General features: G+C 42.0%; 19 protein-coding genes and 1 pseudogene. 2 read left to right on the top strand and 18 right to left on the bottom strand.

What is annotated here, in order from left to right:
* Positions 1-24: 24 nt before the first annotated feature.
* From ACZ42W_RS10360 to htpG, 8 genes are all read right to left on the bottom strand, one after another.
* On the bottom strand, positions 25-1206 hold the full coding sequence (locus ACZ42W_RS10360; RefSeq protein WP_464170536.1) for an MFS transporter: 1182 nt from the start codon (positions 1204-1206) through the stop codon (positions 25-27).
* Positions 1207-1218: 12 nt separating this feature from the next.
* A complete protein-coding gene (locus ACZ42W_RS10355; RefSeq protein WP_464170534.1) occupies positions 1219-1689 on the bottom strand; it encodes a MarR family winged helix-turn-helix transcriptional regulator in 471 nt (156 codons plus the stop codon).
* Between the two features lie 137 nt (positions 1690-1826).
* Positions 1827-2489: a hypothetical protein gene (locus tag ACZ42W_RS10350; RefSeq protein WP_464170532.1), complete on the bottom strand. Its 663-nt coding sequence runs from the start codon at positions 2487-2489 to the stop codon at positions 1827-1829.
* Positions 2490-2847: 358 nt separating this feature from the next.
* Positions 2848-5823, bottom strand: coding sequence for an FAD-binding and (Fe-S)-binding domain-containing protein (locus ACZ42W_RS10345; RefSeq protein WP_464170530.1), 2976 nt, complete (start codon positions 5821-5823; stop codon positions 2848-2850).
* A gap of 206 nt (positions 5824-6029) precedes the next feature.
* Positions 6030-7334: an NrfD/PsrC family molybdoenzyme membrane anchor subunit gene (gene nrfD, locus ACZ42W_RS10340; RefSeq protein WP_464170528.1), complete on the bottom strand. Its 1305-nt coding sequence runs from the start codon at positions 7332-7334 to the stop codon at positions 6030-6032.
* A gap of 34 nt (positions 7335-7368) precedes the next feature.
* On the bottom strand, positions 7369-8055 hold the full coding sequence (locus ACZ42W_RS10335; RefSeq protein ID WP_464170526.1) for a 4Fe-4S dicluster domain-containing protein: 687 nt from the start codon (positions 8053-8055) through the stop codon (positions 7369-7371).
* Complete coding sequence (locus tag ACZ42W_RS10330; protein WP_464170525.1) at positions 8052-10622, bottom strand: molybdopterin-dependent oxidoreductase; 2571 nt, start codon at positions 10620-10622, stop codon at positions 8052-8054. The genes ACZ42W_RS10335 and ACZ42W_RS10330 overlap by 4 nt, the downstream gene beginning before the upstream one ends.
* 382 nt (positions 10623-11004) lie before the next feature.
* A complete protein-coding gene (gene htpG, locus ACZ42W_RS10325; RefSeq protein WP_464170524.1) occupies positions 11005-12855 on the bottom strand; it encodes a molecular chaperone HtpG in 1851 nt (616 codons plus the stop codon).
* Positions 12856-13070: 215 nt separating this feature from the next.
* Here htpG and rmuC point away from each other — a divergent pair, with 215 nt between their 5' ends.
* On the top strand, positions 13071-14417 hold the full coding sequence (gene rmuC / locus ACZ42W_RS10320; RefSeq protein ID WP_464170951.1) for a DNA recombination protein RmuC: 1347 nt from the start codon (positions 13071-13073) through the stop codon (positions 14415-14417).
* 120 nt (positions 14418-14537) lie between these two features.
* Here rmuC and pylSn read toward each other — a convergent pair whose 3' ends face one another.
* The 5 genes from pylSn to ACZ42W_RS10295 form a co-directional block, all read right to left on the bottom strand.
* Positions 14538-14864: a pyrrolysine--tRNA(Pyl) ligase small subunit gene (gene pylSn / locus ACZ42W_RS10315; RefSeq protein ID WP_464170522.1), complete on the bottom strand. Its 327-nt coding sequence runs from the start codon at positions 14862-14864 to the stop codon at positions 14538-14540.
* Between the two features lie 67 nt (positions 14865-14931).
* Positions 14932-15711, bottom strand: a complete 780-nt coding sequence (pylD, locus tag ACZ42W_RS10310) for a 3-methylornithyl-N6-L-lysine dehydrogenase PylD (RefSeq protein ID WP_464170949.1) — start codon at positions 15709-15711, stop codon at positions 14932-14934.
* Positions 15614-16942 carry a 3-methylornithine--L-lysine ligase PylC gene (pylC, locus tag ACZ42W_RS10305; protein WP_464170520.1) on the bottom strand — a complete coding sequence of 443 codons (1329 nt, stop codon included), beginning with the start codon at positions 16940-16942 and terminating at the stop codon, positions 15614-15616. Before pylC ends, pylD begins: the two co-directional genes overlap by 98 nt.
* Positions 16933-18033 carry a methylornithine synthase PylB gene (pylB, locus tag ACZ42W_RS10300; RefSeq protein WP_464170518.1) on the bottom strand — a complete coding sequence of 367 codons (1101 nt, stop codon included), beginning with the start codon at positions 18031-18033 and terminating at the stop codon, positions 16933-16935. Before pylB ends, pylC begins: the two co-directional genes overlap by 10 nt.
* A 204-nt stretch (positions 18034-18237) precedes the next feature.
* A complete protein-coding gene (locus ACZ42W_RS10295; protein ID WP_464170516.1) occupies positions 18238-19035 on the bottom strand; it encodes a methyltetrahydrofolate cobalamin methyltransferase in 798 nt (265 codons plus the stop codon).
* A 655-nt stretch (positions 19036-19690) separates the two neighbouring features.
* On the opposite strand from ACZ42W_RS10295, the gene ACZ42W_RS10290 reads away from it, so the two are divergent.
* Positions 19691-21148 (top strand): sigma-54 interaction domain-containing protein, encoded by a 1458-nt coding sequence (locus ACZ42W_RS10290; protein WP_464170515.1) that lies wholly within the window; start codon positions 19691-19693, stop codon positions 21146-21148.
* Positions 21149-21194: 46 nt separating this feature from the next.
* On the opposite strand, the gene eutH is transcribed toward ACZ42W_RS10290, so the two are convergent.
* From eutH to ACZ42W_RS10265, 5 genes and pseudogenes are all read right to left on the bottom strand, one after another.
* Complete coding sequence (eutH, locus tag ACZ42W_RS10285) at positions 21195-22445, bottom strand: ethanolamine utilization protein EutH (RefSeq protein ID WP_464170513.1); 1251 nt, start codon at positions 22443-22445, stop codon at positions 21195-21197.
* A 214-nt stretch (positions 22446-22659) separates the two neighbouring features.
* A pseudogene (mttB, locus tag ACZ42W_RS10280) lies at positions 22660-24075 on the bottom strand ([trimethylamine--corrinoid protein] Co-methyltransferase).
* Between the two features lie 114 nt (positions 24076-24189).
* Positions 24190-24825 carry a cobalamin B12-binding domain-containing protein gene (locus ACZ42W_RS10275; RefSeq protein ID WP_464170511.1) on the bottom strand — a complete coding sequence of 212 codons (636 nt, stop codon included), beginning with the start codon at positions 24823-24825 and terminating at the stop codon, positions 24190-24192.
* Between the two features lie 323 nt (positions 24826-25148).
* Entirely contained in the window at positions 25149-25988 is an 840-nt protein-coding gene (gene pylSc, locus ACZ42W_RS10270) for a pyrrolysine--tRNA(Pyl) ligase large subunit (protein WP_464170509.1), read from the bottom strand.
* A 285-nt stretch (positions 25989-26273) separates the two neighbouring features.
* A complete protein-coding gene (locus ACZ42W_RS10265; protein WP_464170508.1) occupies positions 26274-26585 on the bottom strand; it encodes a DUF6951 family protein in 312 nt (103 codons plus the stop codon).
* Positions 26586-26738 lie beyond the last annotated feature (153 nt).

Raw genomic sequence — 26738 nt, 5'->3', positions numbered from 1 at the left:
AATATGAGTAAGGGGTTTTTATTTCTACTCCTGAGTAGCGGGAACCGCTTGCCCATATCCACTGATTTTCCGACCAGTAATTAGAACCATAACAATTAAAAATACAGCCCCTGTAATATAGGGCAATCCGACATTCAATCCATACAGTACACCTCCAGCGATAGGACCAAACATACGCCCTAGGCTACCAAAGGATTGAAAGAATCCAAGCGATGCCCCCTGCCCATGTGTATTTTGCTGCGTGACTAAACTCGAACTCGTCGGCCCCATTAAGGCTGTTCCAATCATAAAGACCATGGTTGCCGTGATGATGAAAAACGTATTCTGGGACAATAGGATGAATATTAGTCCTGCGGCACTCATATACATGCCCATTTTTACAAGCTTTGCATCCCCAAATCGTTTAACAAGTTTGCCAATTAGCCCCCCTTGGACAATAGTACTCGCTATCCCGATGATCACAAAGGTCATTCCCATTTCCTTAGGACCAAACCCAACTTTTAAAGCGGCTAGTAAGGCAAAGGTAGTTTCAAACATGGCCATCGTAAAACTAAGGGTAAAGTTTATAGCAAAAAGGGTAAACAAAGGATCTTTAATGACTTCCCAACTTAATCTTCTTGGCTTACGTGCCGGTGTTACACCAATCTTCTTTAACGTTTCCGGTAAGAAGCTCCAGGCAAAAGGCAGGACGAGTAAAGCAAGCCCTCCTGCAACGAAAAAAGGTAAAGAAAAGCTATATTGCCCGAGCCATCCCCCAAGAGCCGGTCCGAAGATCATACCTAAACCCATCGCTGCTCCAACCATTCCCATGCTCTTCGAACGTTCCGCACCCTCTGTAATATCAGCCAAGTACGCCATGGCGGTCGGCAAAGTGGCAGAGGAAATTACCCCAGAAACGGCTCGAATTGCAATCAATAGAGGCAGGTTAGTAGCCAAGCCGAAGAGAAAGAAAGTTACCCCATACCCACTTAATCCAATCAGAAGGACCGGGCGCCTTCCAATTCGGTCCGAGAGTCTTCCCCAGAACGTAGCAAAGAAAAATTGCATTATGGAGTAGGCTGACATAAAGATTCCAAGGGAAAGTGCTCCCCCACCAAGTTTCTCTACAAGAAAAGGTAAAATTGGGATGACAATTCCGAAGCCAACCATGACGAGGAACTGCACAATCAAGAGAATAACCATGGGGCGTACATATTGTTTTTGCATAAACAAATTCTCCTATTTCTTCTCTCTTAATTCATCTAACACCAACCTAAACCTATCTAAAGATTGATTCAGTTGTTCAATTTCATTAGGGCCAAACTGTTCCAGGATCTCAGCATGTTTCTTCTTACGCTGCTCATCGAAGGCCTGAAGCTGGTTTTTTCCCTCTTCTGAGAGTTCAATATAAACCAAACGGCGGTCTTCTTCACTCCGTGTCCTGGTAATCAGCCCGAGTTTGTATAGTCGGTCCATAAACCCTGTCACGGCACCTAAAGTAATTCCCAACTGGTCGGCAATCTCAGAAGGAGTTAATTTTTTCCTTTGATCTAGGAAATTAAGAAAATACATCTGATGAGGTGAGAGCTGGATACTCTCTGGCATCAAGTATTCCTCGTATTCCTGCCATATTCTTCGAAACAAGTGACCTGTTTTCTTCAGCAAATCTACCTTAATATCTTTAGTCATTATGCTCACCTTCACATTCATTTCTATTCTCCTTATTATAAGCCACATAAATAGTTTATGACAATAAGTATTTATACCAATAACTAATAAATTAAAAAAATTTAAAAGCTGCTCCTCTATATTTGAAGTAGAGTAAGACAGCTTTTTCATGGTTTATTTCATAGCTGTGGAAATAGCATTTCCACGATTCGTTCAAAATCCTCTGGACACTTACAATCATTCACTAAGTACACGGGAAGTCTGAAAAGGCGAAAAGGTATATTTGCTTCGATATATTCAGCGAGCCGCGGAATATTTCTTGACTTTTGCGAAGAACCACTCCAAAGAATTCTTTCACTGTTAACTCGATTTCGTCCAACGATTTGTGTTTCGAGCTGGTCAAACATTCCATAGCAATTCTCCTTCCCCACCTCTATCACTTGACAATAGCCATCCCTTTGTCGAGTAAAAAGGAATTCGATATAGTTCCTCTGTATATTACTCCACATTGGATTTGCTTTAAGTATAAAAGCATTAGCTAAGGTTTCTTCGAAACAATCGGAAGTCCCCCATACTTGACTGTAGATGTTTCTTTTATAGTTTGGGTAAATTTGTGGAGTTTCTACTGATGAACTATCTTCTGAAAAGGTTGCATAACGTTCAATTAGGTAATGGAATGAACCATGGGTAAGGATAGAATCAAGCGCAAGAGTGTGAGCATCTCGAAGACCCATTGATGTTCGTTGAAGAATACTTAAAACGAGCATGCTAAACAGTTCAGAATAAATATAAAGGCCAAAATCTTCCCCATTAAAATGATAAGGACGGTAGGTTGCAATCATGTCAAAGTTCTCACAACGTAAGTCGGTGAAAATTCTTTCGTAATCCCGCAGACTTAGCTTTAGTCGATTGAATATAAGTGAATTAGACGATCTTATTGCACGTTTTGGTAAATATAGCTCACTCCATTGTAAAATCGGATATGCTTCTTCCTTCACATACTCCCCAAGGCTACACCTCCGTTAATTTTAGCCCCCATATTTCCTTGAAGCTTGTCTCAATAATTTATATGTTTAAACCTTTTTTTTAACACAAAAAAAAGTCACGGTAATCAGTGACTTTTTCTAGGCAGAACAATACAGTGCCCCCAATGTGACTACACGAAAAAGCCCGGAGACCGAAGTATCCAGGCGGTAGCTTTTATTCTCGAACGAGTAATGGAGTAGAGCAACGGTCCACTAGGTAAATAATCGATTGATAACTGATCCCGCTATTAAAAGAGAGACCGATCTCACATGTACGACTATTGGAGTAACCGGCTGTGCAATTTTCTGGAAGTGAGGGTTTTAGGCCTGCTAGTGCTGAACGATTCAGTTCCGGATAGGTAAAGCCCTTATCCCCGGCAAACCCACAGCAGTGTACATCATCAGGCATAATGACGTTTTCAGCACACGCTTCAGCGACTGCCTTGAATTTCTCACTAAGATGCATCTTTACGGCACTACAGGTCACATGAACGGCCACTGTCTCGGGAACCTGCTGGATTTTCAAGCGATGAAGCAAGAAATCATGGATAAACTCAACTGAATCATGTAACTCAATCCCGGATTTAAAGGCACGCTTCATGCGGTAGAGACAGGGGCTTGTATCACAGAGAATCGGATATTTTCCGTTCACGCTCGCTTCGATGAGCACTTTTTCTAACTCAGCGCTCTTCTGATCTGCAATATCAAAAAATCCCTTGCTCTCCCAAGGCATACCACAGCAGAGCTTATCGATGTTGGGGGGATAAATCACTTCGTAGCCAGCCTTCGCCGAAACGGAAAGCATAACCTCATTGAGTGGTCTTTGATCCTTGTCATTCGGGGCTGGTCCCATAGATCGACTTATGCAACTTGGGAAATAGACGACTTTTAAGGGTTCACTTCCAGATGTAGCCTTCTCAGAAGAAGCATGAGCAACGCTCGCAGAAATTGCCGAACCTGGTTTTTTCAGGGTGGTTCCTCTCTTCGGCATCCAAGGATTCCAGAGTGGGATCTTACTATGTGTCACATGATGCGCTTTAGTAGCCAAGGTATCCATCATCTTCGTACCCACTAAAGAATGAGCCGCATCTACCGCCCCAAGTCCAAAACGCATAAAGGCCGTAACCCCATTCATGTTCCTTGCTAGACTTCTAGCGATAAACCGTGTAGAGGGAGTAATCGCTTGAGAACGAAGATATTTTGTGTTGTCTCCTGTATTGATGGAAAGTGGACATGATTTCGCACAGAGTCCATCTGTAGCACAGGTCGCATTTCCCACATAATCGTAGGCTTTAAGCAACCGCATTAATCGTTCCGGTTCTTTTCCTGTCCGTTTCAAAAATGAAATTTCTCGTTGCAGAATTATCCGCATCCTCGGAGTAGTCGTCAAATTCTTTGAAGGACAGATATCCTGACAAAAGCCACAGTTTGTGCAACGATCAATGGTTTCATGGGATTGAGGCATCATTTTTAAGTTTTCGAGATAGACATTTTTATTGTCATTGATAATAACGCCAGGATTTAAGAGACTATGTGGATCAAAGGCGGATTTAATCCGTCTCATGAGTTGATAGGCCTTTTTCCCCCACTCGAGTTCAACAAAAGGTGCCATATTCCGTCCGGTGCCATGCTCGGCTTTAAGTGACCCATTGTATTTCTTGACAACGAACTCATTTACTTCATTCATTAGTCCTTCATAACGAGCGATTTCCTCATCTGTCTCAAATTTCGGAGTAAAAATAAAATGCCAATTCCCATCCAACGCATGCCCGTAGATAATGGCATCTCGGTATCTGTATTTGTTTAGGCTATTCCGAAGATCTACCGTTGCTTCAGCTAAGCGATCTAAGGGAAAGGCAACGTCTTCAATAAGTACAGCTGTCCCCTGCTCTCGTATTCCACCTACCGCAGGAAAGATATCTTTGCGAATTTTCCAGAAAACTTCATACTCTGATTTTACTGCTGTGAAATTAATAGGTAGAACCGTCGAAATATCCTCGAGCTTTTCTTTGGCCACTTGAATCCGTCTTTCAAGAACCTCGTGATTTTCAGCACGGACTTCCACAAGGAGTGTCGTTGCTGTATCTGAGAGGGTTTTAAGATAATCTGGCATTCCTGGGGCATCTTCCACAGATTTTAGGGAAGCTCTATCCATCATCTCTGCGGCTGAAACGATGTCTCTATTGAGCCTCATGACAGCGCGGCAGGCATGGTCCATATCTGGATAGATTATCAAAGCTGAGGCTTTATGATCATGCTCGACGACCGTTTTATAAGTGATTTGAGAAATGAAGCCTAGGGTCCCTTCTGACCCAATCATGATGTGCTTAATAATATCGATTGGATCGTCATAGTCGACGAAGGCGTTAATACTATACCCAGTGGTATTCTTAATCTTATACTTTTTCTGAATCATCGCTGTGAGCTCAGGTTCTGCTTTGATTTCATCACGAATGGCTTCGATCTGGCGAATGAGTTCCGATTTTCTTTGCTTAAAAGCGCTTCTGGAGGCAGGAATTGCTGTATCAAGGACCGTACCATCATCAAAAATAATTCGCATATCCTCAACGGTCTTATAACTATTGTCTGCCGTACCGCAGCACATACCGCTCGCATTATTAGCTGCAATTCCACCAATCATACAATGGTCAATCGAGGCCGGATCCGGGCCAATTTTCCGTTTGTAGGATCTGAGGTATCGATTGGCCTCCACTCCGAGGATTCCGGGTTCTAAAGTTATTTTCTTTCCTTCGTCTTGAACCTCATAGTTTCTCCAAGCCCCCTGGAGCATGAGAAGGACCGAATCAGTCAATGCCTGACCAGAAAGGCTTGTCCCAGCGGTTCTAAACGTCACTGGAACATTGAGCTTCTGCGCAAGTTTGAGAATCTCAGACATCTCATCATTGCTCACAACCTTAATAACAACTTTGGGGATCAGCCGATAAAAGCTAGCATCGATCCCAAAGCCTAATGTATAAAGGGGATCAATATAAATACGTTGATGAGGAACAAACTGAGTCACTTCTCGGTAAAAATCTTGATAGAGCTTAGGAAGAGCATTGAGATCCTCATGCTTCTGTACTGGATTTCTTGGATCTTTGGGGTTCAAAGGGTAATTCATTTGCTGAGTACCACTTCTCCAATGAGTCATTAAAGTCACGTCCTTTCGTGCACGATGAATTTAGTGTTTGCAAAGTATGCAAGTAAGATTCAAATTCTAAGACAATCCCGAACAAAGGGGAAGAACATCGACTAATGCCACTTACTAAAAGTAGCATTAGTCGATGTTTAGTGGTTTATTTCCATAGAGTTGTGTACCTCAAAGATGTGTTCGACCTGTGGCAAGTTTCTTTGCATTTATTTTATCACGTCGGAACGCTTTGGCAAAAACGAATAGAGTTTAAGAAAGAAGGATACTACGAAAAGAACCAATCCAAAAGGTAGCAATCCGAGTGCCATTTCGAGAAGGGTGGGGAAATAGGGCCAAGAGCTTGCAAAGGACGAGATTCCTTCCCGATACTGCCCTACCGCAACAGGATAAGTCCAATTCTCAATCCCGGCACCATGTATTGTTAAGGTTAAAGGAATTGCATTAAAAGAGGGGAACATCAGCATCATTCGATGAGCAAAGACGCCGATGAAAAGGAGTACACATCCGAGAATCAACGCTTTGCGAGAACTTTTCCCCCTCTGTGTGAAGAAATAAATCATTGTAAAACTTGGTAAAAGGATTTCTGTTGCATAGACCCCTCCATACCGTCCAAAAACTAGGGAGAAAATTTCCTCCGATTCTGCCCCTCCCCACCAACCATGAACCAGGAGATCTATAGCAACAAAGAAAAAGTGAACCACTAACGCTCCAGCAACAATGCTTGCTAAGGTTTTAAAGGCATCCTGATATTCAGTAAAGCGATCTTTGCCAGCAAATAGCAGCGAGATCAATAATACTAAAGCGGTCCCTGAAGCCACGGCTACTGAGATGAAATCAGGAGGAAGAATGGCGGTATTCCACCAACCGCGCGAAGCCTGGGTGGCAAAGATTAAAGCGGTTACGGTGTGAATGAGCACAGCAAACGGGAGTCCGAGGTATGCGACTCGCCTGGACCACTTTTTTGAGAACGTTTGAATGTCTTCGAGAGAATGTCGTTTTGTCCAGCCATTCAAAAAGCCTCGACTTTCTATTTTCCAATCCGGCAGAAGTTGCACATAGACACTTAAGAAGGTCACGACAAGGTACGCACTAATCACGATGACGTCCCAAACAAGTGGAGAACGAAAGTTGGGATGGAGAAGGATATTATAGACTCGATCAACCCGCCCCATATCCGGTAAAATCATCGCTCCTGCGCCGAGGGAACAAGCGAAAGCGGATAAGGAGGCAATCTTGGTCAAGGGCTTTAATTTCTCAAGGTTAAAGAGATAGACCGAGGAGGAAACGATGAGACCTCCCGCAGCTATTCCGACGAAGAACGCAAAGGTTGATATATAGAGTCCCCAACTAAAGGAGTTTCGCATATTTGTGACTATAAGTCCCTGCTTCAGCTGGAAGCCCCATGCGCTCAAGCTAACGAGAAGCATGATAATCGAGATCACGAGCAAACTGTTGAGTCGTTTACTCGGAACGGTTACTGTACGGGGTGAAACCGCATTATTCAGCGTCACATCTTACACCCTCTCATAATGTATTTGATGAATCCTAACGATTTGGTTTACTTGCTGGAAGATAATAGACCTTTGGTTGGGTTCCCAATTCTTCTTTGAGTCGGATAGCCTGACGATCACGAATTAAACGATTGACTTCAGAGTCCGGATCATCGAGATCCCCAAAAGTCCTAGCCTTCGAGGGGCAAGAACGAACACAGGCAGGAAGCTCTCCTTGCGAGGTGTATTGGAAACAAAAGGTACATTTCTCAACCGTCCCTTTTGGACGGTTTGGTGTATAAACAAGCTGTCCATCCTTATCTCTGACATCCGCTGGATAGCCATAATTATACCCTTCCTTATATCCCGCCCGTTCTTTTGCTTTTTTCGGATCCTCCCAATTAAACTGCCGAACATTATATGGGCAAGCTGCAATACAGTAGCGACACCCAATACAGCGGTCGTAATCGATGAGGATGACACCCCTCTCATCCTTGTAAGTCGCACCAACTGGGCAAACTTTCTCACAGGGAGCGTTATCACACATTTGGCAAGAAACGGGGAGGAAATTCATCTGTAAGTGCCCGCCTTCGCCGACAGCAGTCTGATGAAAGGAACTCCCGGGAGTAAATACTCGGTTCCACCAGGTTCCTGGGGGTTGAGCATTATGGGATTTACACGCTACCGCACACGAACGGCACCCAATACATTTATCTAAGTCGATCACCATGCCCATTCTCATAGTGCATCACCCACCTTCTTTACATCACAGAGGCATTCATTCCATGCAGTATTCGGGGCCCACATCCCGGGAACAAAGTATACTTCATGAGTCGGCTTAATAAAAGGATACGTTAAGGAATTAAATGAAGCTCCTTTCAAATACCGACTCCACCACCCTTCTTCAAAGACGGCCACTTTTCGACCAACTCCTGGGTCCACGATAGCGAAAGCGGTAATTTTCCCTCGGTCATTATAAATCTCGACTTCGTCCCCATCTTTAATACCCTTTTCAGATGCATCTGTAGGACTCAACCAAACATGGGGTTTACCCTCTTGGAGTTCGTTCATCCAAATATTATTAGAATGAGTGGAGTGCACGCGATAGATTGCATTCCGAGTAACATAAGAAAACGTGTATTTCTCACGAGCCTTTGGGTTGAGCACATACTCGCTTTCCTCAAAAGGAGGTTTATGAACGGGCAGTGCTTCTCCAGCTTGAAGGAAAATATCTTCATCTTTGTAAAATTCAATTCGCCCACTTTTCACAAATTGTGCCGTCTGCTCAAGTTTTGCTGGAAGGCTTTCCGGTGGGAAGGGCTTCTTATGTTGGATTTGCTCATAAAAAGGAATCTGACGATTTCCTGGGACTTCGGATTTCAAACGTACGGGTCCCTTTTTCAGTTGTTCCAGCGTAATCCCTTCTACTGCAGGTCCTCCGGTTTTTAAAAGAAGTTTGATCGCTTCTTCTGCCGCTTGGTCGGGGTCAAGTCCAGGGTAAAAGTATTTCTCAAATTCTGGATTTAATCGTTTAGCCAGTTCCCTCATAATCCAGAGCTCTGGTTTTCCTTCATAAACGGGTTTAATTGCAGGCTGCTGAAGCTGCAAATACGGTTGTACTGGAGTCGCAACGAGCTCCATTTTTTCATACCAAGTCACAGCGGGGAGTACGACATGGCTATACTGGCAGCTTGTGGTCATCTGGAAGTCCATTGTTGCAACGAATTCGAGATCACCCGTATCGACCATTTCCCGAAGTTTGTTCGACATGTTGTGCTGATCAAAGGGATTTCCCCACCCTACGATCAAGGCCTTAATTCCATGTTCTGGATACTTTGCCTTCATCGTTTTCGTGGGGCCGTTTAAGACATATAACCACGGGAGCCAGTTTTGTTTACGTCCTTCAGGAACCCACCACTGAGCGACTTTTAGGCGGATACGGTATTGTCCAGCATATGTTGAGATCCCTGCACCCGAACTTCCAAGGTTCTCTGTCAGAACGTTAATCAAAGCAAGAGCCCTTCCTTTGAGATCTCCATGATACCATTGATAATTACTTGCACCATACACAATGTGTAGAGGCTTGATCGTTGCCATTTCCCGAGCAACACGTACGAGAGTATCCTTCTTAATCCCAGACTCCTTTTCTACTTCTTCAGGGGTATACTTTTTCAAGCTTTCTTTAAGAAGCTTAAAAGCCGGTGCTGCTTTGACTTTTTCCCCACTCTTAAGAAGAACCTCGACTTCCCCTTCGAGAATAATGTCGAGTGGAAGATCTAGCTTTTCTGGATGAACGACAATGAATTGACCGTTATACGCAACATAAGCTTCCCGATAAGTCGGTGTATCTATGGGTTTAGTAAGTCCCTGTACCTCATCTGCTTTTAGGCGTTTTCCGTTATCTAAGCGGACAAGAAGAGGCATATCGGTATACGTTTTAATGAATGCATCATCATAGAGCTTTTCATCAAGAATCACTTTCGAAATGCCAAGCCCAACCGCTGCATCACTGCTCCCTTTAATCGATATCCATTCATCAGCTTTAGCTGCTGTTGGACTAAAGTTGGGGTCGAAGACAGCAATCTTTGCCCCGCGATTTCTCGCCTCAACGAGGAAGTGAGCATCCGGGAGGCGGGTCGCCATAATATTCGAACCGAAGATTGCGACGTAACGTGAATTGAGCCATTCGAGCGGTTCGAGTTCTTCCGACTGTACCCCAAAGGTCATCGGCCAGAACATCGGTAAATCTCCATTTTGATCATAGGCGTGGTGCATGTTCCAACCTGCTAGTGTGGATAAACGGACCATTGCCCCCTTGTGAACATATCCCGTCCCCCCGACTTGGAAAATCACGCCAATCGATTCAGGTCCATATTTTTCGGCAATTTCCTTAAGACGTTTTGCTGTAAAGTCCAACGTCTCATCCCACGTGGACTTTTGAAATTCCTTTGAACCGGGTTTACCCTTTTGAATCAGCGGGGTTTGTAATCGATCAGGTCCATAGACTAGGTTCATCATGGATAATCCCTTGAGACAACCGCGGGGATTATACTCTGGATCTGGATAATCAGCCGCTTGCACGATAGCCCTAATCTCATTATTTTCTACGATGGCGTTCATTCCACAGGCACCCGTACAGTTCGGAGAACACGTCGTCCTTATTGTTTTAATATTTGGAGGCGTAGATTCCCCCTCTGCGATTGCCTTCTTTGCAACTCCTACTGCTCCCACCGTTCCGATTAGAACACCTGTGGCAGCCGTCGCTTGAAGAAATTGGCGCCGCGATAGCTTAACTTTTCCTTTTCCCACTTTAGATCACTCCAATTCATAGGAATCTACTAGCTAATGTAAGTAGTGTTATACCCAGAATAAATTCGTGTAGTATACCCACAAGGGTTTTAGAGGTTATAGAAGTATTTATATGCCGATGCTGAGTATTTAGAGTATATCTACCGTCTTAACTTTTGGTAGAGTATATCTACCGTCTTAACTTTTGGAACAGCTTGAATTCATAATAAGTTCCCCCTTTTTAAATCAAGCATAGCTTTGTTAGAAAGAAAAAGTTGTGATTCCAATCACATTTTGAATGCTTCATGCCAAAAACGACAAAAAAGGCCATTTCGATAGATATAAGCTCTTTCGAAATAGCCTTTTTTGAATTAAAACCCTTTATTTCTTATTAGATTAACTCTTACCCTAGGGCCTTTTCTAAGATTTCATTGAGACGATGAACCATGCTACGTGGATCCACGATGATACCAGCTGCTATTTGAGCATTAGCAAAGAGCTGCTCAGCTGCGAGTAATGCAAAGGAGTCTTCTTGTTTTCTCAGCTCATTGAGGCGCTCAATGAGTGCATGTTTGGGGTTGATTTCTAAAATTCCCGGGGGAACGTCCTGAAGATCACGATTCATCAGTTGCATCATCCTTTGCATACTGTGTGTTCCATAATGACTAAGAATGATTGCAGGGCTATCTACTAATCGTTTAGACTCTCGAACTTCAGTTACTTTCGTGCCTAGTGTTTCCTTAAGCCAAGCACTAAATTCTTTAGTCTCATCCTCATTCAACCGGGCTTCTTCGTCTCCCTCATTGACAGATTCGTTTCCAGAAAGGTTTAAATCGGAATGATCCGCAGATATTAGTTTTTTACCATCATATTCTCTAAGCATATCAAAGACATAGTCATCGATTCCCTCGTAGGTATAGATAACCTCATAGTCCTTATCCTGGAAGGCCTCTAGATAGGGCCCCTCTTCAATGACTTTACGGGTCGGACCATTCAGAAAATAAATTGCTTCTTGCCCTTCCTTCATCCGGCTGACATAACCATCAAGAGAAATCATTTCTCCTTCAGAAGTTTTAGAGGATTCAAACCGCAGTAGCTTCACAAGTTCATTACGGTGAGTAAAATCGTTGGCAGCCCCTTCTTTAATGAAGATCCCAAATTCATTCCAGAACTCTTTGAATTTATCAGGTTCAGACTTCGCTTGCTCATCGAGGAACTTAAGAAAACGGCTAGTAACCACTTTGTTAAGTTTGGCGACTAAGGCGCTGTCTTGCATGGTTTCGCGGGAAATGTTCAGTGGGAGTTCTTCACTATCAACGACACCTCTCACGAAACGAAGCCACTCAGGTAAAATATCCTTGGCTTTTTCTTGAATTAAAACCTTTTTACAATAGAGATTGACTCCTGCTTCCATGCGCCCAAAGCCAAAGCGTTCAAGATTGGATTTTGGTACAAAAAGCAAAGTGTTGATATTAATAGGTGCATCCGAGGAAAAATGCATCTTAAACATTGGCTCATCATATGCATTGGCGATAAACTTATAGAATTCGGTATAATCCTCCTCGGTAATTTCATTCTTGTTCTTTGTCCATAGTGCTTGTACTGTATTAATCTTATCTTCATTTACTAGCACTGGATAAGGAACGAAGCTCGAATACTGTTTAATGATGCGTTTGACCGTATCCATATTTGCATAAGTTAAAGCATCTTCTTTGAGATGTAGTGTAATTCGAGTTCCGCGGGGAAGATCCTGTTCTTCAGAGATACTATAACTTCCTCTACCATCAGATTCCCAACGATACCCCTGAGCATCTAATTGGTAAGACCGTGTGGTCAGGGTAACTTTATCTGCAACCATGAAGGCTGAATAAAAGCCAACCCCAAATTGTCCAATCAAGTTAACATCCTTTTTATCCCCAGCTTCTGCTAAACGTTGAATAAATGCCTTTGACCCAGAATGAGCAATGGTTCCTAGATTCTCTATTAAATCTTCTTTCGTCATTCCGATCCCAGCATCTTCGATCGTTAAAGTTTTAGCTTCCTCGTCCGGTGTAATTCGAATTTCGAGTAATTGATCCTTATCATTGATTTCCAGGCCTGTTAGCTGTATATACCGTAATTTTTCTGAAGCATCGGCAGCATTCGAAATCAGCTCACGTAAGAAAATCTCTTGATCTGTATATAGAGAGTTAATTACAATATCGAGCAACTGCCTGATTTCTGTTTGGAACTCTTTGGTCTCCATATTACTCATCGACTTTAAATCCTCCATTAAATTATATTACCCAATATTCTACAATTAATATTTTAATCAAATTTGGTCAGAGTGCAAGAGTTTCAGAAAAATGTCCTTTAAATGTGGTAAAGTAAGTACTGTATAACCTAGGTGCTTAGCGCAATTACAATGTCCTAAGGGACACTGCATAGACATCATGTTTTGGAGGAATTTTTATGAATGAGACTTTTCTAATGGTGAATACAGGTATGGCGGGACTCTCTATTGTTCTTATACTCCTTCTTTTATTCCAGTTTTCAAGAATCAAAATTTCAAATTTCGACGATTCCCTGAAAGGACTTGATACGAAACTTGGTTATCTCGATAACAAATTGCTCTTGCTTGAAAAGAACCTAGAACGACAAGAGCGAGTTTTTCAAGATGAAATTGCTCGCAATCGTGAAGAAGGCACCTCAAATTCTCGCCTCGCTCGTGAAGAGATGAGTCAATCTCTAAAACGCTTTAATGACTCGGTACTCTCTCAAATGACTGAGATAGCTAACCTCGAGCGGAGCCAACTCGATATCTTTGCTCGTCAGATGAATAACCTTTCCCAGACGAATGAACAAAAGTTAGAACAGCTTCGCAAAACCGTAGAAGAACGGCTTCACCTTCTTCAGCAAGACAATTCTCAAAAACTCGAATTGATGAGAGCAACAGTCGATGAAAAGCTTACCTCCACCTTAGAGCAGCGTCTCGGAGAATCCTTTAAACTTGTTAGCGATCGACTAGAGCTCGTACATAAAGGACTAGGAGAAATGCAATCTCTGGCTTCAGGTGTAGGGGATCTAAAGAAGGTCTTAAGCAATGTTAAAACTCGAGGTACATGGGGAGAGATACAACTGGGAAATCTCTTGGAACAAGTCCTCACTCCTGAGCAATATACCACGAATGTCATAACAAAACTCGGGAGTAATGACCGAGTAGAGTATGCCATTAAGATTCCTGCGAAGGATGGAAATGATGGAATCATCTATTTACCGATCGATGCCAAGTTCCCGATGGAAGATTATGAGCGCCTTCTTGAAGCACAAGATCAGGCTAACCTCCCTCGGATTGAAGAATTGGGGAAAGCCCTTGAGTATCGAATCAAGACAGAAGCAAAAACCATTCGCGAAAAATATATTGATCCACCCCATACGACAGATTTCGGGATACTCTTCCTTCCTATTGAAGGGCTTTACGCCGAAGTCCTTCGTAGACCTGGACTCGTCGAAATGTTACAAAGAGACTATAAAGTCGTAATTACAGGGCCTACAACGATCGCAGCTCTTCTCAATAGCCTACAAATGGGTTTCAGAACATTAGCGATTGAAAAACGATCCAGTGAAGTCTGGAACCTGCTAAGTGCAGTAAAAACCGAATTTGGAAAGTTTGTTGAGATTCTCGAAAAGACTCAGAAGAAATTACAAGAAGCGAGCAATACGATCGATACAGCCACGAAGAAGTCGCGGACGATCGAACGGAAGCTTAAAAGTGTACAAACGCTGCCTATCGAAGAGACAACTGCTTTATTAGCTGCAGGTGAGGAAACAGAGTAAACATGAACAAGAGGGAGCCAAGTTGCGGTGACGCAAGCTTGACTCCCTTTATGCATAGATTAGCAACCTCTATGACCTCTATTGCCTTTCCTCAAGTGATTTGACGAATGGTTACTTATTTTAAAGGTGTGCTCCATAATGTTGACTCATAACCGTCGATGAATACTTTTGGAGCTTCCACTCCGGCACCTTACACGTAGGACAGAGTCCAAAAAACCATTTGTTCCTCATCCAACGTGCGACTCGGCCATGTTTAGAATTGTAGATAATAAAACGTCGATTACAGTGAGTTAAAATCTCTGCCATATCTCCTCTTCGCGTCATGGACTTAATTCCATGTAATGTACCCTTACGGGATGGCCATAGTTTGATCTTTTCTATTAAATTAAAGAAATCTACATTTTTACGATAATACCTTTTCTTTTCTTTGAGAGCCGCTTGGACCATTTGATCTCATCTCCTTTTAGCATGAATAATCACATGATACAAAAAACTCGATACACTCTTTTAAATTTCAGCCTCTTAAGATTTCATAAAGCATTGTCGCCACTCCCAATTGAACTGGATCATGAACCAAACGTGATGAGATTTGATCCAAAGCCTCGGAATGAATACCTAAAGGCACTCCGGGGGCCGCCACAAAACTATCAGAATAAAGATGATTCTCTGTAATAAACCCAGCTTCGGGACAGGCAACAAGTATTGCTCGATGGCTCTTCAAGGCCGAATCCAGATTGCCTTCAATAAAAACACTCTTACCGCGTTGACTAAAGACGTCTTGAGCCAATTTTTCACTTGCCTTATTATCCTTATCGTAAATATGAATTTTTCCTCCGAAGTCGAGAATCGAAAAAGCCGCAGATCGCCCCACTGGTCCTGCGCCCAATATCAGTACACTCTGCTCCTCTAGCCCTCCGGTCATATAATCTAAAGCTGCAACATATCCCTTTCCTGTTGCCACGCTATTATCAGAGAATCGCCCTGTTTTCAGATGAGCTGCAATAAATCGGTCATCATCGGCCATAAAGACAATTTCTGCCCCACGCTCCAAGGCTTCAGCAAAACCCTTAGCATCTGTGGAGGAAGGAACAAATGTACTCATTCCAAGAAACGTTAATATTCCTGCAACAGTTTCAGAGAATCCGCTAATGACTCCCTGTCCACAGGTCATGGGTAACACAGCAATAGGGCCTGGATCATGCACGTCTGTACAGTGCATTCCAACAGCATGGGCTGCGATATCGGAAAGTGTATGACCGGTCTTTCGCACTAACTCTTCGTTGTACTCCTTCATTTGCCGGACAATTAAGTTGATATCGCTTTCTCTGAGACGGGTCATAACTATTCAGCTCCTTATTTAAGCTCATAGGATAGGGATCTAACACTTTAGGAATTTCGAATTTTTCCTGAATACTCTGAAGAACTTTATCTCTTTTCTTCCGAGTATCCTCGATACTTTCACCTCGAGTGATTAAGGTTAATACCCATTCCTTCTTATCGGGAGTATAGTCTGTTAAAACCTCATCTGCTCCGAAGAAATCCGTTAATAATCTTAGTGGACCTGCTTGTGCCAAGATATGTTCACCAGAGGTCTCGATTTTCTCCTTAGTCACTAGAAAATGCTCATAAATAACATATCGCTCGTTCTGTGCAGGCCACTTTGGAATAGGCACATATAGATTTCCCTGTACAAAAGAGTAACCCAAGCATTCTACCATATTGATCCCCGATGAGTGATAGACTGCAGTAGGGGTCTGACTTGGTAAACGTGCATCAATCTCTAAGACTTTAAGCTTTCCGTCATGAAGAATCGTTTCGACATCCATAATTCCATTCAGGGAAAGCTCATTCGCTAATTTTAGGGCAAGCTCTTCGAATTGCGTCATGAGCGAATAATCAAGTTCAGCAGGGGCAAGAACCCGCTTGCAATCGTACTGCCCGTCCATTTCTAATTGTGTAATCTGAAATACCCGGTATTCTCCCGCAAATCCGAAAACCTCAATCGAGTAGGATGGACCCTCGAGATACTCTTCTATGATCCAATCTTCATTAAGGTTACTCCCTTGGATATCATCTAACTCTTCTCTCGTATGAATTACTCTAACTCCCTCACTTCCACTCCGATCAGATGGTTTTAGAAGAATCGGGAAGTTGCATTCTGGCCATGGACGGGGAGACGGAACTTCCCAATCACGGAACAGTCGATTAGAAATACGCTTTGATGAAGAAACGGAATAGGCAACGGGGTCAAAAGCCAATGGAATTTTAGTCATTGTTGAAATTTCCTGTAGAGCCCTTAGCACCTCTCTATCCTCAATCGCTGGCAGAATCACATCGATTCCATCAAGGCAAGAAATAAATTCTTTCGTACAAGCAAGAATATCCATACAATGGAATCTATCGGCCAGGCGTGACGCTTGAGCAAGTTCTCTACGGTCAAATAGTACGACTTCCCAACCCGCCTTCTTTGCCAAATAAGTCGCTTCAACCCCTTGCAGCTTCCCTCCGATAATCGCTACCCGCATTGAATAACTCCTTCCCCCGAGTAAGTGTGCATTGCTTGACGAGAGTTCACCCAGGCTTGATATTCTCCAAGAGTTGCAGGTTCTAAACTGTTGGCTTTCAGAACGGGGAGAACCTTCCCAACTGACCGATTTCCATCATCAATATCCAGAGTACTTTGAGAGACCCCGGCCATACCCGAGGAAGACGGAATAATTGATGTAATGACATTTGCTCCGGAATTCAGCCGTTGTTCTAATCCCTTTAAACCATCGACATCGAGGGAGGCTGGTATCAATCGATCGGGCATGACCAGACGCATAATAGCAATGATTAACAGCTCACGAAAATGTGAATTTGTTTTCCAATTCGCTAAGGGTGTATTTTCCTGAGGGACGAAGCTCATGACCCGAACTTGGTCAGCCCCAATTCTTTTCATAGTAAGGATAGAATCTGCAATATCCTCATTGGTATCTCCGACTCCGGCTAATAAACCTTCTTCAATCAAATAACCCATTTTTTTAGCCGTAATCTTCCGATTCATCCGTTCATCATAATTCTGTTTAATTCGCAATTGATTATAAAGGGTCTTATTATGAGTTTCTTGGTAACAGGCATACCAATCTGCTCCCGCTTCTTTGAATTTCCATAGGATTTCCTGAGAAACCACGCCCGGGGAAATCATAATCGGAGTTTTTATTTCTCGTTTTATCTCTTTGACCATTTTTAGGAGATCATCAAATCCCTGTTTTTGATTATGATACAGTGGATCCTCACCCATGGTTAGATCTAATAGATGTACCCCAGAATCAGCTAAGCAATGGGCAGTAACCATGATTTCTTCACTGGTTTTCCTATAGCGAGGATAACTTGAATTCGATTTACGGTAGAGGCAAAAGGTACAGTCGTTCCGGCAGTAGGTGGAAAAATACACAAAACCATAGAGAAATATTTTATTGTGAAAATACGCTTCACGGAGTTCCCGAGCAACTTGAGCGACCTTATCTAAGTCATTCTCGGTGGTGATATCTAATAAGCTTAAGATTTCCTCACGACTAAGCTGAGATTCTTGCCGCGCCGTCTCGAGTATCTCGTCGAGCTTTAAATTCTGCATAGAGTTGCCTCCTTAAAATAGCGGGGAGAACGGGAGTTACACCCGCCTACAGGGATTTAAAGTCCGTGTGATCCATTCGATCACCCCCCCCCAACTCTCTTTTATCTCATACAATTTCTATGTCGAGTTTTCATCTGTTAAATATAACGACCACCAAAGGAATGTTATCTCGTTCCTTTGGTGGTTATTCGTATTAGACGTAGTCTAGAATTCGAACATTTCCGAACGAAAGGCTCTAAGGTAATTACCGCAGAAATTGTCACGTCCTACCAAGGTTTCTGCTGTAACAAGACTTGCCATCATTCGTTTATCCAGTGGATTGATAATCAGACCATCAAGACCTTTAGCTATGGCCATAATAGCAAAGGCTTGGTTAATAAATTTACGGTTAGGCAATCCATACGAGATGTTTGACAATCCGCACATGGTGTGAACGCCTTTAAACTCTTTGGAAATGGCCTCAACTGCATTGAGAAATTCAATCCCAAAATCTTTGTTGGTCGCAACAGGTTGCACTAGAGGATCTACGTAAATATTATCGATTGAGACATTGTTTTGTACTAATCCATTGATGAGTCTGTCTGCAATTTTGAGTCGTTGCTCGGTTGTCTCTGGCATTCCTTCATCACTCATGCATAGAGCAATGACCTTGAGATCGGTTCCAGCGACGACAGGCACTAGAGCATCATACCGACTCTTTTCCAAAGAAATGGAGTTAATCATGGCTGTACCTTTATGTACAGATAGTGCCGCATGAATAGCCTGCGGATCCGGGCTATCCAGACAGCAGGGCGCGTCTGTAGCCTCTTGAACAGTTTTTACAAGCCACTGGAGATATTCCGCTTCTTTCCCCACGAAGATCCCTGCATTCACATCAATGAAATTCGCTCCAGCTGCGTGTTGGTCGATGGCAACCTTTCTAACGGTCTCTACATCTTGAGTTCGAATGGCTTCTCCTATGGCCTTTCGACTGGCATTGATGAGTTCTCCTACAATTAACATCTTTTTCCCTCCAAATGATATCCTCTACCCTAATCCACTTTCCCCATTTGTTTACAAAGCGTGATAGCTTAACACCGTCGGTACTCATTTAATCAGTAAATCCTATTATTCTCCTTTCCAATGATTCTCCATTACCTTAATTAGGTTATGGGTAAAAGAAATTAAATTTATATAAACTTATTTTCTTTTTCCACACCAATAAAAATAGGTTTTTTGTCATAAATTACAGAATATTTTGACTTGTCAGCATGTACGAACAAGATTACTATATATTTATAAATACTTTTTTCTACCGCCTTACGCTTTACGCCTAAGTGACTTAGAGTTATAACTTCTTAAATCGCCCTTCCCCTTTTACCAATATAACAAGCAAGTTTGATGCCAATTTTATAACAGAACTGCAAAGCCTGACGGCAGTAAGGATTTCGAAGCATAGTTTATTCAAAATATAATACATCTTCCCTAACTGTAAATGTTCATTTACAGTTTGAAGGATCAATTCAACTAAAATAGATGTAATACAATTTTTCTATGAAAAAAACGTTTACAGTATTCATCCAAGAACTTTGCTTAAGTAAGCTACCGAAAATTAAATACTAAATGCAACAAGTAATTTAAAAGAAGAAAATTAGACTTGTCTGTGGGGGTATTTTAATTGAAAAGACCAGCAAGTACCACAATCGAAGAACTAGTACAAAAAAATGAAGAACTACTAAAAGAAAACGAACTACTGAAAACCATCATTGATAGTATTCATGAATCTGTGTATGTGGTCAATGAGAAAGATGAAATTATTCTATATAATAGTGAATCAGAAAAAATGGAAGGACTGAGTAGAAAAGATCTATTAGGTAAAAAAGAAGATGATGTGTTTGCTCAGCCCTATTACTTTTCGGACGAAGTAACAAAAAAAATTTTAAGAACAGAGAAAGCCCTGATTGAACAGCCCTATTGGTATTATTTAAATGATGGAAGAAAAACCAATATGATTTATAGTGCATTCCCATTTTTCTACAGGGGACAAATCGCAGCAGTCTATGTTATTTTTCGCAATATGAATCAAATTAGTGATTTTATAGCGATTACGTTAGAGATGCAAAAAAAGTTTAGCAAGGAAGAGAATAATCCTCCTATTGGAGCTATGTTTCTTCTTGACGATATAATAGGAAATAGTACAATGAAAAAAATTACGACAGAAGCACGTAACATTGCCCGTCGTAACTCCCCCGTTTTAATCGTGGGGGAAACGGGCACAGGCAAAGAACTTTTTGCTCAGGGAATTCATAATGCGAGTTTGCATTCAAAAGGTCCCTTTATTCCTATAAATTGTGCAGCTATTCCAGATACACTTTTAGAAAGCCTACTCTTTGGTACCGTTAAAGGTGCTTTTACTGGTGCCACAGAAACGCCCGGCCTATTTGAGCAAGCCGAAGACGGAACCATCTTCTTAGATGAAATTAATTCCATGTCCATTTCCCTGCAGGCTAAACTACTCAGACTACTACAGGATAAGTCCGTACGAAGACTCGGAAGTAGTGCTCAAATACCACTAAATTGCAGAATCATCAGTGCTACTAATATGGATCCTATTGAGGCCATTGAAAAACAACTCATTCGATCTGACGTATATTTTCGTTTAGCAACCGTTACCCTAAATGTTCCTCCCCTGAGGGAAAGAAAAGAAGATATAAGCGTATTAGCTATGCATTTTATAAAAAAATGCAATATTGAATTCGGGCTATTTGTTAATAATATTTCAGAGGAATTGCTCAATCTTTTTGAGCAATATCACTGGCCAGGTAATGTTAGGGAGTTGGAAAACTTTATTGAAGGTGCAATGAATTTTGTTCAAAATAGGGATAGGATATTAAAATTACACCATTTACCGGAGTATTTCAGAGAAAGGCTTTTCCAGAGAAAAGATTTACAAACCTCGTTCATTCATAATGGGACACTTCAAAGTGTTTTGTCGGAAACAGAAAAAACTATGATTGAAAGCATTTTAGCACTGAATAATGGTAATATCACTAAGGCATCCCAAGAACTGGGTATTTCAAGACAAAATTTGCATCATAAACTTAAATCTTTAGGAATTGAAACGAATAATAAGTAGGTAATTGAACGATAAAAATCAATAGCCATCTCTTTGTATGAAAAATTTACGATGAGGTGGCTTTTTGACTAGATTGCTTTCCATTTCCTATTTTTTCTTCCCGTTCATGTTCTTCAGCAATTCTAATGGCCTGCGGAACCGAGAGCTTATCGGCAAAGAAAATACCTATAATTCCTCCACAAAACTGTCCTATAAATACAGGCACAATCAAGGTTGGTTGGAAATTAGCAGTGAAGCTTAAATAATCTCCCAAAAGGTAACCGGCACAAACGCTGTAAGCGATGCATTTAACCTTATCCTTTGGAGGCATATCTTTAATGGTGGCATACATAGCCAAGACATTGGCCGAACCAGCTAAAAGCCCGGCACTGCCATCGTAAGTTAACCCTAATTTTATCCCAATTCTTGTTAAGGGCTTTTGCAAATACTTTTTCAACAGATAAACCATGGGAAATGCCCCAGCTAGCATAATCCCGATAATTCCCGATATTTCCAAAGCCCGTAATTGATCTTTTTCATCTGCAATAAGAGGATCAAAACCCCATCCGCCTAAAACCGAGGAAAAAATTCCGGTAAAATATTCTATGATAGCAAAAGCGACCACAAGTTTTAAGGCTGACATAAGTACCTTCCCATATATCATAAAGCCCTTAATCATCTTTTGGGGTATCAACTTTAGCCCCAAGGCAAATAAAGCGCAGATTATAATTAACGGAAGAATGTTGATAAAAATACTATCTAAGCTAAAGGATAAAACATAAGTAGCATCAGCATTGGTCGAAATAACTTCTCGAATGGGGATATTGGAAAAGAAGAGTATCATACATGTGACAAAAACCCCAAAAGGAGCGGCCAGGATTCCAGACATCATGCCCAAGGCTAAATACTGGTGATCTTTTTTTTCTAACATGGTTAGACCAATCGGAATATTATACAGAATCGTCGGGGCAACCATAATGCCCACCACCATAGACATGATCCAAGTTTCAGGAGACTGTGCAAGGACTTGGCCTAGTAAATATCCACCTAAATCGCTAGGGATAAAAGTTGTCGCTGCTATCGACAAATCCGCGCCCATAAAACCATAGATTGAGCCAAAGGCTCTCTCAATAAAGACCGTTAGATATGGAATAGCGATCATAATTCCCGCGATAGGTAGAAAAATAGTTCCTATCGTTTCTATTCCTTTAATAAATGACTGCCCTAATTCAGAATCCTCTTTAACCACCGAAGCGATAGCTCCTGCTAAACAACAAGCCATTATAATGTAGATCATTATTTTACCAAAGATAACCATTCCTTATCTCCTCCCAACAAAATATACTGTGAGAAAAATTTTATAAACTTCAACTTTGAATCTTAAGATTGAAAACGGAGGAAATGTACCTACATCTCCTCCGTGTTTCTACCAGTGTCTTGGCCCTTGAAAAAGATGGCACCTACCACTCATCCAGTAAACCTATTCACTGTTATTTTTTGAACATATTGAAATTCAGGGTTTTAGTAAAGACTTATTTTTCTACTTCTTCGATGATACTTCTGAGTTTTTGTTGTACTTCCTTATCCAACGGCTCGGGTTTGTATTCGTTGAGAATTTCTCGTGCCTTTTCAGCGGCACACTCCGCAACATCTTTACCCCCGGTCTCCGCTTCCCAAACCTGGCGCATTCTCCGGTCAAATAGTGTAGCTCTGGATTGTTCTGCCCTCATATGCGCCATGGTATGCTTTTCCGTCAGATAGTGTTTACCGCTACCTCCGCCTACTTTCTTAATGAGGTCAACGGCCAGAGTATCATCGTTAACGTCTACACCACGAACCACTCTTTTTACCATCTTTGCTATTTCAGCATCGATAAGTAATTGGGCATAGCTAAAGGTTACCCCTAACTCCAGCATTCCCATTCCGTAAATCATGTTAACGCCTGCTAAGGCCGGTAACAAGGCTGTAATGGTTTTTTCATGTCCTGCTTGAGCGTCGGACAATTTGCTATCTGCCTATGTTCCTGCTGTATAACTGGGCAATAAGTAGAACTGTGCCAGAGCCGCAACTCCTGCGTTACAAATTCCGAGCTCCGGCGATCCAACCGGGGCGGTGGCATATTGCAGATCAAAGGTTGTAGTGGAACTACCGTACATTACAGGTGCACCCCTGCTTGCGAGCTGGGCTAAAGTAATTCCTGTGAGAACTTCCGCATTGTGAACCACAAGGGTACCTGCAATGGTAACCGGTGTGGTTGCCCCAGACATGGCCATTGATAATACATTGACAGGCACACCTGCCCGGGCAAATGTCATAATAATTTCACAACACTCTTTATGAAGCTGAAGAGGACTTTGCGGACAGGTCAGGGCAGATAGAATCGGACGTTTTCTTAGATTATCCATACCTCCAACAATCGCAGCGCCCATTTCAAGATATTTTTGTGCATGATCACCGGAGGTAAGGTCAATGTGCATAACGTGCTTACTGGTATTACTCAAAAAAGCTTCAGCTTCATGTAAATCTACAGATACTTTAGGACAGTCTCTTGCTGAAACCGCATGAGAATAAACGTCAACCTCATCCAGATAGTCGGCAACTAATGCAGTTCCAGCTACGTCCGCCTTTGTCGTATTCCTTAAAACACCTGTATAAGGGTCGACAATTTTTACACCAGCACCAAAGGTAGTGAAATTTACCCGGCTGCCTTCCAAAACAGTATCATTCTTTGGATTACGTCCAGCAAGTGTAATGGTGCTGGGAGCAGACCTGATTGCATCTTCTACAAGGTGCGCAGGAATACGTACTACAGATTCACTGCGATCCACCGTAGCTCCAGCATCTTGGAAAAGATCAAGTGCTTCCTTAGAAGTGATATGCACCCCTTCCTGCCAAAGGACCTCTAGAGTTGCATAATGGATTTGCCTTAATTCTTCTTCTGAATACATGTTCAGACTAAAACCATGCTTTTGAGGATTATTTGCCCTAGGATTTCTTATAGTCACCTTTCAGCTCACCCTTCCGAGAATTTTGTATTTAACGTCGATCACCCATGGGTTGAATCATTTAGCCAGTAGCCTTTTACTGAGTTCGCAAGCTGTAGCAGCATCTGGTGCAAAACCGTCGGCACCAATTTCATCTGCAAATTCCTGAGAGATCGGAGCTCCGCCAATAATAATGCTGACCTTATCCCTAAGGCCCTCTTTTACAAACATGTCTATGGTATCTTTCATAGATAACATAGTAGTAGTCAGCAGTGCGGACATGGCTATAATATCTGCATTGTGTTCCTTTGCAGCAGCTACAAACTGTTCTGGGGCAATATCAACTCCTAAATTGATGACCGTAAAGCCTTCACTTTCCATTAGCATCCCTACCAGGTTCTTTCCAATATCATGAAGGTCACCTTTCACAGTGCCTATCAAAACTTTACCTTCTGAGGGCATATCCGTTTCAGAAATGAGTGGTCTTACTAAATTGATACCTACTGACATCGCTCTTGCAGACATGAGCACCTCTGGAACAAACATATCTCCTTTTTTAAACCGAGTTCCAACAACATTCATTCCTGCAATTAGACCTTGATTAACAATTTCTAAAGGATCGGTCCCACTATCGATTAAGGTTTTAGTTAGTGCTGTTACCTGATCATCTTCTCCGCTTATTACGGCTTTAGACAAATCATCAAAGCTCGCCATTTGATTACCTCCTCCATTTCATCAATTTACTTTACCTTTAAGAGTTATACTTAATTTATAAGTTGCTTTTATTCCTCCCTCCCACTTTGTGTTCATCATAAGAATAAGCAAGTTTGATGCCAATGTGTGACATAACCGCAAAACGAGATGGGAGAGGGGATTTCGGAGTTTTAGTTAAATATACAAAAAAACATCACCCATAAACTGTAAATGTTTGTTTACAGTCTAGATGATGTTTACTTCTCAAAATAGGTGTAATCAAATTTTTCTATGACAAAAATAATTACTAGGTACGTAACTTACTCGAATCGGAATTAGCATCTCTATTTAATATTCAACCGAACCCCATCCAGATAGGTTAAGCTTCTAGCCATACTCTGTACATTCTGTGTTCCTTCGCGAATCATAAGAAGCCTTTCCAACCCGAAACCTATACCAACCCAAGGATCAAAGATCGCCCATTTTTCGTCCAGAAAATGAGGTCCCATTGCGCCGGATCCAAGCTCTACTTCACCTTTCATAACATCTACGGTATCTCCGTAGACCACAGAAGATTCCGTAAGAAGTCCGTAACCATCTATTCCCGCTGCTTCCATCACCCATTGGGCCATTTCTTCGAGCCGTTGATGTCGGTCTTCAAGCGGTGTGCCCAGTTCTGTTAGGTTAAGCATTGTAAATTCATTGAGATGTTGTGCGCCTTGTGATTCTTTTCGATAGCAGGTTCCAATTTCAAATATACGAATGGGTTTATCCCAGAGGCGTACCAGGTCTCTCCACAGGGTATAAAGATTCGGAGCTAACATCGGGCGCATGCATCGTTTGTCATCTAACCAAAAAACTTGGGAAAATAGCGGATGGTCGTCTGAAATCGTCATTTTCGCTAAGGCAGATTTCGAAATAATCGTCGGTGTAACGACTTGAACAAATCCATGCTGGAATAATGCGCTCGCCAATCGATCTTCAAGCTCAAGCAACGCTGGCCGGTGCTTCACGTCACGCAATTTTTCAAGCTGTAATTTTCCATGGTTAACCAATCGATGTTCGGCATCTTGAAAAGCGCGGTCGCGGCTTACTGCTTCCGCAAAGTTCATCTCTAGTTGTGCAGTTGATGCGTTGAGTTCTTTTAATCGTTGTGATTGAACCGTTGTCCAAGTGATACTCACGAGATGTAGCCCTCCTGTCAAGAACACTCAGAAGTAGAATTGGCGGGGAGTACGGGAGTCTCACCCGCCTGCACGAATTTAGAGTCCGTGTGATCTATTCGATCTACCCCCCATGCTTCATCTCTATTTTTACATTAATGTAAATTAGGTGCAAGGATTAATATGGGAAAATTAGAAATATTTAAAATTCCCTTAATAAAGACCACGGCTGAATTTTTCCTTATGGAGAAGGCCTTCAAGACTCACAAAAACAATCTTCGAATCCTTAGACTTCTTAAAGAAAGTTTACTCGAATCTAATCTCGGCATTCTTCGGAAGAGCCAATTTGCAAGCCACTTCGATCCCTTTTATGATCCCAGTAGGAACTGGACAAGCGGCATGCTTACAGTGCCTTCGAGCAACTTCAAAAACTTGAGAATCTCCCACTTTCGCAAAGCATTCTTTAAAACCATCAACGTTTTGGAGTTCTTCACCCATTGACTTGATATTCGGGCACTGGGTAACCAGGGTTACAGAACAATTCCTTGAATCTTGGGTATCCACTTCAATCTGAGTCAGAAATCCACAGACACCTGGGTTAACAATGACCTTAGACATAAGCTCCCTCCCCCTCCTAATCTTTCATCTACTTCGTTTTTCTAAATACATACTGTTCATTTAATAAGCCTAGTGTGGATTTTCAATCTCCAACCCTCAAACCCCTTTTCCCCTTCATTCTAGTCTCATCTGTACTCTCTATCTCATCTATTC

The organism is Desulfitobacterium elongatum, from assembly GCF_055378975.1.
The sequence above is the reverse complement of the archived record's forward strand: the minus strand, read 5'-3'. Positions and strand labels throughout refer to the sequence as shown.